11 protein-coding genes and 1 tRNA gene are annotated in these 10,142 nt (G+C 42.3%); 7 read left to right on the forward strand and 5 right to left on the reverse strand.

Translation table 11 applies throughout. The features are described from left to right. Positions 1-52 precede the first annotated feature (52 nt). The 3 genes from era to KKA81_05920 form a co-directional block, all read right to left on the reverse strand. Positions 53-928 (reverse strand): GTPase Era, encoded by an 876-nt coding sequence (era, locus tag KKA81_05910; protein ID MBU2650451.1) that lies wholly within the window; start codon positions 926-928, stop codon positions 53-55. 103 nt (positions 929-1,031) lie between these two features. After that, positions 1,032-1,103: transfer RNA gene (locus KKA81_05915), tRNA-Met, on the reverse strand. A 535-nt stretch (positions 1,104-1,638) separates the two neighbouring features. Beyond that, positions 1,639-2,010 carry a PKD domain-containing protein gene (locus KKA81_05920; GenBank protein ID MBU2650452.1) on the reverse strand — a complete coding sequence of 124 codons (372 nt, stop codon included), beginning with the start codon at positions 2,008-2,010 and terminating at the stop codon, positions 1,639-1,641. Positions 2,011-2,184: 174 nt separating this feature from the next. Between KKA81_05920 and KKA81_05925 the strand changes: the two genes are divergently transcribed. The 4 genes from KKA81_05925 (at position 2,185) to KKA81_05940 (ending at position 5,473) form a co-directional block, all read left to right on the forward strand. After that, the gene (locus tag KKA81_05925) at positions 2,185-3,258 is read left to right on the forward strand and encodes a PorV/PorQ family protein (GenBank protein MBU2650453.1); all 1,074 of its coding nucleotides are present in this window, start codon (positions 2,185-2,187) and stop codon (positions 3,256-3,258) included. A gap of 17 nt (positions 3,259-3,275) precedes the next feature. Further along, on the forward strand, positions 3,276-4,115 hold the full coding sequence (deoC, locus tag KKA81_05930; protein MBU2650454.1) for a deoxyribose-phosphate aldolase: 840 nt from the start codon (positions 3,276-3,278) through the stop codon (positions 4,113-4,115). Positions 4,116-4,179: 64 nt separating this feature from the next. Continuing rightward, on the forward strand, positions 4,180-4,965 hold the full coding sequence (locus KKA81_05935; protein MBU2650455.1) for a redoxin domain-containing protein: 786 nt from the start codon (positions 4,180-4,182) through the stop codon (positions 4,963-4,965). 103 nt (positions 4,966-5,068) lie between these two features. Next, positions 5,069-5,473, forward strand: a complete 405-nt coding sequence (locus KKA81_05940) for a hypothetical protein (GenBank protein MBU2650456.1) — start codon at positions 5,069-5,071, stop codon at positions 5,471-5,473. Between the two features lie 2 nt (positions 5,474-5,475). Here KKA81_05940 and KKA81_05945 read toward each other — a convergent pair whose 3' ends face one another. Both KKA81_05945 and recQ read right to left on the reverse strand, forming a co-directional pair. Continuing rightward, complete coding sequence (locus KKA81_05945; GenBank protein MBU2650457.1) at positions 5,476-5,847, reverse strand: DUF4296 domain-containing protein; 372 nt, start codon at positions 5,845-5,847, stop codon at positions 5,476-5,478. Beyond that, positions 5,847-8,042, reverse strand: a complete 2,196-nt coding sequence (gene recQ / locus KKA81_05950; GenBank protein ID MBU2650458.1) for a DNA helicase RecQ — start codon at positions 8,040-8,042, stop codon at positions 5,847-5,849. The genes KKA81_05945 and recQ overlap by 1 nt, the downstream gene beginning before the upstream one ends. A gap of 170 nt (positions 8,043-8,212) precedes the next feature. On the opposite strand from recQ, the gene KKA81_05955 reads away from it, so the two are divergent. From KKA81_05955 to KKA81_05965, 3 genes are all read left to right on the forward strand, one after another. Then, complete coding sequence (locus KKA81_05955; GenBank protein ID MBU2650459.1) at positions 8,213-9,178, forward strand: KpsF/GutQ family sugar-phosphate isomerase; 966 nt, start codon at positions 8,213-8,215, stop codon at positions 9,176-9,178. A gap of 11 nt (positions 9,179-9,189) precedes the next feature. Beyond that, on the forward strand, positions 9,190-9,528 hold the full coding sequence (locus tag KKA81_05960; GenBank protein MBU2650460.1) for a carboxymuconolactone decarboxylase family protein: 339 nt from the start codon (positions 9,190-9,192) through the stop codon (positions 9,526-9,528). Positions 9,529-9,586: 58 nt separating this feature from the next. Continuing rightward, on the forward strand, positions 9,587-10,142 hold a 556-nt coding region (locus KKA81_05965), incomplete at its 3' end, for a carboxypeptidase-like regulatory domain-containing protein (GenBank protein ID MBU2650461.1).

A 10,142-nucleotide genomic window follows, 5' to 3' on the forward strand; every position in this document is an offset into this window, starting at 1 on the left:
TTGCAGATTGCATGTTACCTGCAACTTGTAACCTGCAACTTGCCCCTTGTTTTCAATCATACCCAAACCATTTTAACTGCCTTTCATCGTCTCTCCAATCTTTAGCAACCTTTACCCGTAAGTTTAGGTAAACCTTTTTGCCTGTAAAGTCTTCTATGTCTTTCCTGGCTTCGGTTCCTGTTTTTTTTATGGCGTGGCCCTGCCTGCCCAGGATAATTCCTTTCTGGGATTCCCTCGCGACATATATCCAGGCGCTTATCCTCAGAATGTCACTGTCTTCTTTGTATTCATCAATTATAACCTCAGTTGAATAGGGTATTTCCTTCTGATAATTCAGCAGGATCTTTTCTCGGATGATCTCGGAAACAAAAAAACGCATGGTCTTATCCGTGAGCGTGTCTTTGGGATAATATGCCGGTGATTCAGGAAGTTTGTCGAGCAAGGTTTGCAATACCTTTTCAATGTTGAATTTTAATAAGGCTGAAACCGGAATTACTTCCGCTTCAGGTAGAAGGGCCTGCCAGCGCTGCATTTCTTCTTCAACAACTACCTGGTTGGATAAGTCTATTTTATTGATAACTACAATCACCGGAATTTTTGTTTCTCTCAGTTTTTCAGGAAGACCTTCAAGCTCATTTTTATCCGCCGGTGTGGTTATAAAAAGAAAGATGTCGGCATCCTGCATGGCTTCGTTGACCGATTTCATCATCGATTGATGAAGTTTATAATGCGGTTTCAGGATCCCGGGTGTGTCGGAAAAGACAATCTGATAATTTGTGTCACTTAAAATACCCAGGATGCGATGCCGGGTCGTTTGCACCTTATTGGTTATGATACTGAGTTTCTCCCCAACGAGAGCATTCATCAGGGTGGATTTCCCCACATTGGGGAAACCGATAATATTCACAAATCCGGCCTTATGGGTCATTTTTTCTGTAAAAGTAGGAAATATCTGAACTGTATTTTCTTATCAATGCATTGGTATACCGTAAAATAAAAACCTCACATGATCATGTGAGGCTTCCTTGTCGTAGCGGGGGCTGGATTCGAACCAACGACCTTCGGGTTATGAGCCCGACGAGCTACCACTGCTCCACCCCGCAATGTTGTTTTCGGCTGCAAATGTAGTGATTTTATTCCATCCCGCAATGCATAAGAAAAAAAAACCGGCGAATTGCTTCCACCGGCTTTGTTTAACCTAAAAATATTATGCTTTCAGAGCTATGGTTTATGATAAAACCTTCCTTCCCTTTATGATAATAAAGGCTACTGTTTGTTTTTCTTAATCCTGCATTTCCTGAAAAGAAAATACTTCATTACTTAAGTTTAATCTCGTACCCGTCTTTAACGCAAATAGGACAATTTGTATTCCTGACTGTTGAGATGTATCCGCAACGATCGCACTTGTAGTACTTGTAGTATTTGGGCTTTCTGGAAATGGGACTGATTCTGATTCCTAATTTCATAGCTATAAGATTAAAATGGTTGATGACATATAATACGCATAAAACATGCCAAAGGTTTTACGTTGCTGATTATCAGTCTTAAAAGAAATCAGATTTTTAGTATATTCCGATTATTGATATACGAAATCGTATGGATATCCGCTTACGTATGTTCCGCAATCAGATTGGATTATTATTTTTTTGATGGAAGTATCCTTACTGCCTGTGAGCGTGTATTGCTCAACATGGTGGTGGTATCGGTTGCCGTTAGCACTACCAGGAAATTCTTTGGATCGGGAGTTGAATTGATGAATTTGTGAGAAGGATTAATTTCCGTTGATGTTATCCCATCTCCGAAATTCCAGCGGTAAGCGTTGGCATATTGGGAAGTGTTAGTGAAAGAAACAACCACAGGGCTGGGTTGCTCATTGCCTGAATAGCTGAAACTGGCAATAGGGTAGGTGAGTGTGCCAACATTGGCTCTGTCCGCTTCGTCTGCCTTGGTGCATCCCGTAAGAATCATGATGACAACAGATAGTAAGATTAAGAGGTTATCAGCTTTCATATTTTTTGTCACAAAATTAGTACTTAACTCCTTAACGGCAAAATACCCGGCATATTTCCATTTGTCAGGATTTACATTTACCAACCCCGAAAAAATGTATTTTCGTATTTTCCTAAATCCATACTATTTGGAATCAATCTCCGTTTATGCAATAACTGTTGTAAAAGAGCCCTGATGAAAAAAATCTTTCTGATATTTCCGCTGGTTATTTTACTATTTTCTGTAAACGGCCAGGTTGCAAAATACAGTAACGAATTTCTTGCTATTGGCGTGGGAGCCCGCTCACTTGCTATGGCTAATGCCCAAACAGCTTCTGTCAATGATGTAACTGCCGCGTTCTGGAATCCTGCCGGACTGGTCCACATGTCTTCGTCGAAACAGATCGGACTTATGCACGCAGAGTATTTTGCCGGTGTAGCGAAATATGATTATGCCGGTTTCGCCATGGACATCGATACTTCCAGCACTTTCGCCGTCTCCCTGATCAGGTTTGGGATTGATGATATTCCAAATACCCTGGATTTATATGACGAACAGGGTAATATCAATTACGACAGGATCTCAAAATTCTCCGCTGCCGATTATGCCGCTCTTTTTTCGTATTCCAGGAAAAGCCGTATATCCGGACTTTCTTATGGAGCCAATGTGAAGATCATTTACAGACAGATAGGCAGTTTTGCCAAAGCTTATGGATTCGGCTTGGATGCCGGGATTCAGTATTCATTAAAAGACTGGAGATTCGGGGCAACAGGGAAAGACATCACTTCTACTTTCAATGCCTGGACTTACAGTTTGACCGAAGATGAAAAAGAGGTTCTTGAAGCTACCGGTAATGAACTTCCTGAAAACTCTATGGAAGTAACCATGCCTCGACTCATCCTGGGTGCTGCACGCTACATAAGGATTTCCAAAAGCTTCTCCTCTCTGGTCGAAGCGGATTTCGACATTACCTTCGACGGAAAAAGAAATACCCTCGTAAAATCCGACTTTGCCAGCATCGACCCTCACCTTGGCGTGGAGGTGGATTATAAAAAAATCGTTTTTCTCAGAGCCGGAATAGGAAATATCCAGGAAGAAACTGACTTTGGAAATAAAACTACAACCACTTTTCAACCCAATATCGGAATTGGTATCCGCATCCGTAAGATGATATCCATCGATTATGCATTAACCGATATTGGTGATAATTCCATTGCCCTTTACTCCAATGTCTTCTCTCTTAGAATCGATTTGGGAAATAAGGAATAACCCATAATATATCTAATATGAAGGTTTTTGATGATTACCTCATTTCGGATTCTGAACTGGAAACGAGGGTTAACAGTTTGCTTTCCGGGATTGAAGGGAATTTTCCCGACCGGGAAACATGCAAATCCCTTCTGGGTGCGATCGATCTGACATCCCTGAATGGTGACGATACCAGAAAAAAGATCCAGGACCTTTGCCTGCAGGCAAGATTGTTGTCGCAACAGATTGCTCCTGAGCATATCCCTGCTGTTTGTATTTATCCCGTCCACATTGCATTTGCCAAAAAACAGCTGAAAGACCTGCCGGTGAAGGTTGCAACGGTCGCCGGAGGGTTTCCTTCAGGACAGGTTTCCCTGTCGGTAAAACTCTGCGAAGTAAAATATGCCCTTAATGAAGGAGCCGATGAAATTGATTTGGTAATCAATAGGGCATGTATTCTGGATGGGAACGATGCCAGGGTATTGGAGGAGATTTCCAGGATCAGAGAGGAGTGCCGTGACCGTACCCTTAAAGTCATCCTGGAGACAGGTGAGCTGCAATCAACAAGAAATATCCGGAAAGCTTGTGAACTTGCTTTAACCGGCGGAGCTGACTTTCTGAAAACCTCTACCGGTAAATCATCTCCTGCTGCTACTTTGCCTGCTTTCCTGATAATGATTGATACTATTCGTGAATATTGCCTGAATACCGGTATCAAGACAGGAATCAAAGCTGCTGGTGGTATTGCTGAACCTGTGGATGCTTATAAATATTTTACCCTGGTTCAGGAAGTACTGGGTGCTTCCTGGATGGGACCGGAAAAATTCAGAATAGGCGCTTCCCGCCTTGCCAATGCCCTTAGCCTTGAACTTTCCTGATCATTATTTGTTTCCTGAATAATCCTTATTGGCTTTTTGAACTTAATGAACCAATGAACCTGCTATGAGAATACTATATACTTTGCTTTTCCTTTTGATTTCATTATCGGCATCCATTGCCCAGACAACCCTGGATACAGCACTTAATTTCATCGCTAAAGATATTTATGGGAACCGTATTGAGCTGTATGAGTTTCTCGACGATGATAAAATCGTGGTTATCGATTTTTTTAATACATCCTGCGGTCCCTGCCAAACCTATGCACCGGATATGCAAGCATCATACACCGATTTTGGTGAGAATCAGGGAAATGTCATCTATATGGGAATAAGTAAAGGCGACGATAATTCTATGGTCGCCCGGTTCGATTCCATTTTTGGAATTACGTATCCCTCAATCAGCGGAAGCCAGGGCGGTGGAAATGCCATTCATACAAGTTATAATATCCTGGGAACACCTACCGTGATCGTTATTACACCCGACAGGGTAATTGTGGAAAAACATATCTGGGAACCGACTAGAAGCAATATCAATGAAGCTGTCGAAAATGCCGGCGGTATCATGGTTAGTACCGGTAATATTTCCACGGATAATGTTGTAATGGCTGAAATCTGGCCAAACCCGGTTGGTGATTACGCACGGCTTGGATTTATTTCAGCGGGAAGTGAGTATTCCTTCATGATTACCGATATTGCAGGAAGAACCAGGCTTGCCTTATTGGGGGAATATTTTTCCAATGGCCGTCAAACAAAGTTGATCCCCACCGAAAGCCTCTCTGGTGGTTTGTATTTCCTGATTATTATGCAGGATGGAAAACCCATTTCCAAAGCAAAACTCATTAAGAACTGATCCGCTCTGCACTTTTTGGGAAAAAATCGTACAGAGTGATTTCTCGTGATTATTATCAGAATTTTTGTGCTACTTTTAACAGTGAAATTTTTCCTGAAAAAATATGCGCAAACCCTTTCAGATATTTATGTTGCTGATGCTGGCCCTTGTTTTTTCCTGCCAGGAAGATGATGACGATTTAACTCCATTTGTGAATGACAGGGATAAATTCCTGGGTTCCTGGAGTGTTAATGATGAAACATGCCAGAAGTCAAGATATACCGTTACGATTTCTGCTGACCCATCCAACAGCATCCAGGTTTTACTATCCAATTTCGGATTTAGCCAGTCGGCTCAACCCGATACAGCTATTGTGGCAGGAACTACAATTACCCTGCCCCGGCAGGAAAACAGCGAAAAATGGTTTATTACCGGAAGCGGAAAATTTCAGGATAACAAAATAAACTGGTCGTATACCCTTGAGATTTCAGGGGATCTGCTTTCGTGTACCGCGACTTACCGGAAATAGTTTTACCGGACAGTATCAGCCTGGATTTCCGATTCCATTCTGACCAGATTTTCGATGACCTTTTCCATCAAACGATCGTATGCTTCCAGATCAAAACGATAGTAATCAAAAGCTTTTTCAAACTCCTCACGCGTCAATCCATGTTTTTTGAACACCATATAATGGAGTTTTTCGTTGGATTCTGAAAACGAGATGCGTTTATCCTGATAATATTTAAGTGTGGCCTGTGTGAGGTACATGTCTGTAATAATATCGACCATCTTGTCTTCGCTGATGGTAGGCTTATTCACTGAAGTAAGGTTTTTACCTGCGTCTTCCCGGTAACATCCCGAAAGCATCAAAATAACGATAAGAAAAAGAAGGATGTTCTTCATCAGTTACCTACCTCCGACATGAATTTGATCCTCATCAAACGGATTTCTTCTTCTGTGAACTCATCTTCACCCAGTTCCTGCAGGGCTTGTTCCACCGAGTCGGATTCTGCTTCACGGAAATATTCAAAGATCTCCTCCTGATGGTATTCATCCACTACTTCTGAGATGTAATAGCTGATATCTATTTTAGTCCCTGATGAAACAATACGTTCAATTTCCGCGAGAATTTCGTCCATGGTAATGCTTTTGGCAACGGCAATGTCTTCCAGGGAAATCTTTCTGTCTATATTCTGTATAATGTGAACCTTTAGTCCGGATTTATTCACAACCGACTTAACGACCATATCGTTGGGGCGGATGATATCGTTTTCCTCAACGTAACTCTTGATAAGTTTCAGGAAAGGCTGACCGTATTTTTTTGCCTTACCGGAACCTACCCCGGTGATCTGCATGAGTTCATCCTCTGTGACGGGATATTGTATGGCCATATCTTCCAGCGATGGATCCTGGAAAATAACGAAAGGAGGAAGATTTTCCTTTCGGGATATTTCTTTGCGCAAGTCTTTGAGCAGGCTGAAAAGAGTCTTATCGGCCGTGCTGGTCTTCACTGCACCGGCAGCGAATTCCTCATCCTCGTCTTCATCAAATTCATCTTCCTGGACAAGCATCACAGAAAATGGCTCTTTCAGGAACTCACGACCTTCCTTACTAACTTTTAATAAGCCGTAGTTATCGATGTCTTTGACAAGCAGACCTTCGATAAGCGCCTGACGTATGACTCCGTTCCAGAACTTTTCACTTTTTTCCGATCCCTGACCAAAAATTTCGAGTTCATTGTGCTTGAACTTTTTTACGTCGGTAGAACCTTTGCCCAGGATGATATTGATCACATGCTTGGCCTTGAATTGTTGTTTGACAGCAAGTACGGCATCAAGAGCCTGTTCAACATATTCCCTCCCTTCGAACTTGGTTTTGGGATGCAGGCAGTTATCACAGGCACCACAATTTTCCGTGTCGTAATCTTCACCAAAATAATGCAGGAGCATTTTGTGCCGGCAAAGGGATGATTCTGCGTATGCAACGGTTTCCAGAAGAAGTTCCCTGGCTATTTCCTGTTCAGCCACAGGCTTTCCTTTCATGAACTTTTCCAGTTTCTGAATATCTTCGTAGCTGTAAAAAGCAATACAATTCCCTTCCCCGTCGTCTCTACCCGAGCGCCCTGTTTCCTGATAATAACTTTCAATGCTCTTAGGCATGTCGTGGTGGATCACAAAACGCACGTCGGGCTTGTCGATGCCCATACCGAAAGCTATGGTGGCGACAATAACATCTGCCTCTTCCATGAGGAACATATCCTGGTTCATCTTTCGGGTTGCAGAATCCAGACCTGCGTGATAGGGGAGGGCTTTTATCCCGTTTACCTTAAAGGTCTCTGCCAGCTCTTCTACCTTTTTTCGGCTGAGGCAATAAACGATGCCCGATTTTCCCGTGTTTGCCTTTATGTATTTGATGATATCCCTGACCACATCCTTGGTCTTAGGTCTTATCTCATAATACAGGTTGGGCCGGTCGAACGAAGATTTGAACACACTGGCATCCATGATGTTCAGATTCTTCTGTATGTCATGCTGTACCTTCGGTGTGGCTGTTGCTGTGAGTGCCATTACCGCTACCTTTTGACCGATGGTTTCAATAATCGGCCTCAACCTCCGGTATTCCGGACGAAAGTCATGTCCCCATTCAGATATGCAATGCGCTTCATCAATGGCATAAAACGAAATCTTTATGCTCTTCAGGAATTCAATGTTTTCATCCTTCGTAAGCGATTCCGGAGCAACGTATAATAATTTGGTATGGCCCTTAATCAGGTCTTCTTTTACCTGGTTAAGCTCCGCCTTTGAAAGCGAAGAATTCATGAAATGCGCGATGCCTTCCTCGGTTCCGAAATTTCGTATGTTGTCAACCTGGTTCTTCATTAATGCAATGAGTGGTGAGACGATGATCGCCGTCCCTTCCAGGTTAATTGCCGGAAGTTGGTAACACATCGATTTACCCCCTCCGGTAGGCATGATCACAAAAGTGTCTTTCCCGGCCAGAACATTCTTGATAATGGCCTCCTGATTGCCTTTAAAACTATCAAATCCAAAGATTTTCTTTAAAAGATCATGCAAAGAGTTTCCGTCGTTTTTTGACATATCCAACCTCAACTATAAAATCGATATATTTGTACTGTCTTAGTCCATGCAGGATAAAAGCGGTGCAAAAGTATAAATTATTATATCCCGCAAAAGTTATTTTTAATCAATTGGGCTGAGCCTTATACAAATATAACAAATAATTGTTAAGAAAAAAACAATATTATATTTTGAAAAATTTAGAAACAATAAAAAATACTGCCCTTGATACCATAGAAAAGGAAATTAATGCCATCAAGGGATTGCGCAATTCCATCAATGATGATTTTGTCCATTGTGCAGAGCATCTTTTCCGTTCAAAAGGCCGGGTTATCATTACCGGGATAGGCAAAAGTGCCATCATCGGTAATAAAATCGTATCAACGCTGAACTCCACCGGAACTCCTTCCATCTTTATGCACGCTGCCGATGCTATTCATGGTGATCTGGGAATAATTATGGAAGATGATACCATCATGTGCATATCAAAAAGCGGTGAAACTCCGGAGATAAAAGTTCTTGTGCCTCTTCTCAGAAGCCGGAAGAACATCCTGATTGCCATGGTTGGGAATATCAACTCTTATCTGGCCCGGCAGGCGGATTTTGTGATCGACACAACTGTTGAAACGGAGGCCTGTCCGAATAATCTTGCGCCTACTTCCAGTACGACTGCACAACTCGTTATGGGTGATGCTCTTGCTGTGTGCTTGTTGAAAATGCGGGGATTCACCGAAAAAGATTTTGCACGTTTCCATCCTGGGGGATCCCTTGGGAAAAGATTGTATATGAAGGTTTCAGATCTTTATATCCGGAATGAAGCTCCGAAAGTAGATATCGAAGCTGATCTTCGAACGGTTATTGTTGAGATATCTTCAAAACGACTGGGCGCCAGTATTGTAACCGAAAATGGTAAGCTCGCCGGAATTATTACCGATGGAGACCTGCGCCGCTTGCTTATGAAAACTACCCGGCTCGATGATGTCCGGGCCAGGGATATCATGTCCTATAACCCAAAAGTAATAGATGCCGAAAGCCTCGTTGTCCATGCCCTCGATATTATGCGGCAAAACAACATTACGCAGCTGGCTGTAATGGATAATGATGAATATGTCGGCGTTATCCATCTTCACGATATTATTAAAGAAGGTATTATTTAATCAGATCTTTGATGGGAAATCTCCTTAACGAATTCAATGCCTACCGGGAAAAAATGAATAAAAAAATCCTGGAAGCTCCTAATAATAAGGTTATTAAACGCATCTACGGGGTGGATACCCTGGCGTATGAAAACGGGGCACTCGATGCCAGAACGAAGGAATTACTCGGACTGGTTGCTTCCATGGTGCTTCGGTGCGATGATTGCATAAAATATCACCTCATCCGTTGTCATGAGCTAAAAGTCTCTACAGAAGAAATCATGGAAACCTTCGGTGTTGCCAACCTTGTTGGAGGAACCATTGTCATTCCTCACACAAGGAGGGCCCTGGAATTCTGGGAAGAATTATGATGATTATTTGCTTCCTTTTCCAGGATATACTTTTCCTGAAATTATTTGTCTGTTATACATGAAACATCTACGCACGATCGGGTTATTGGGATTGATATTCCTGGGTTTTATAATTACTCAGGATGCCGGAGCACAGATTACCAAGATCCTGGGTAAAGTGATCGATGCCGATACCAAGGAACCTATTCCTTTTGCCAACGTGTATTTTAAAAATAAACCCATCGGTGCTACTTCAAGCTTCGATGGTACTTTCTCCATTGAAACACGGGATGCTTCCGATTCGTTGTTTGCTTCTTTTATAGGATACCGGAGCCAGACCAGGAAAATCACAAAAAATATTTTCCAGGAAGTGGTTTTTGAGTTGAAGTCTGAAAATGTCCAGCTTAAAGAGGTTGTGATCCTTCCCGGGGAAAACCCGGCCGAAGTGCTTCTCAGAAAAATCATTGCCAACAAGGAAAACAATAACAGAAAAGAATTTGATGCCTATCAGTATGAGGTGTACACAAAAATCCAGTTCGATGCGAATAACGTTACTGAGAAACTCCGGGAAAGAAGATTTATGAAACCTTTCAAGTTTATTTTCGACTATGTGGATACATCTGTCGTTAACGGAA

Source organism: Bacteroidota bacterium, assembly GCA_018831055.1.
Lineage (GTDB): Bacteria > Bacteroidota > Bacteroidia > Bacteroidales > B18-G4 > M55B132.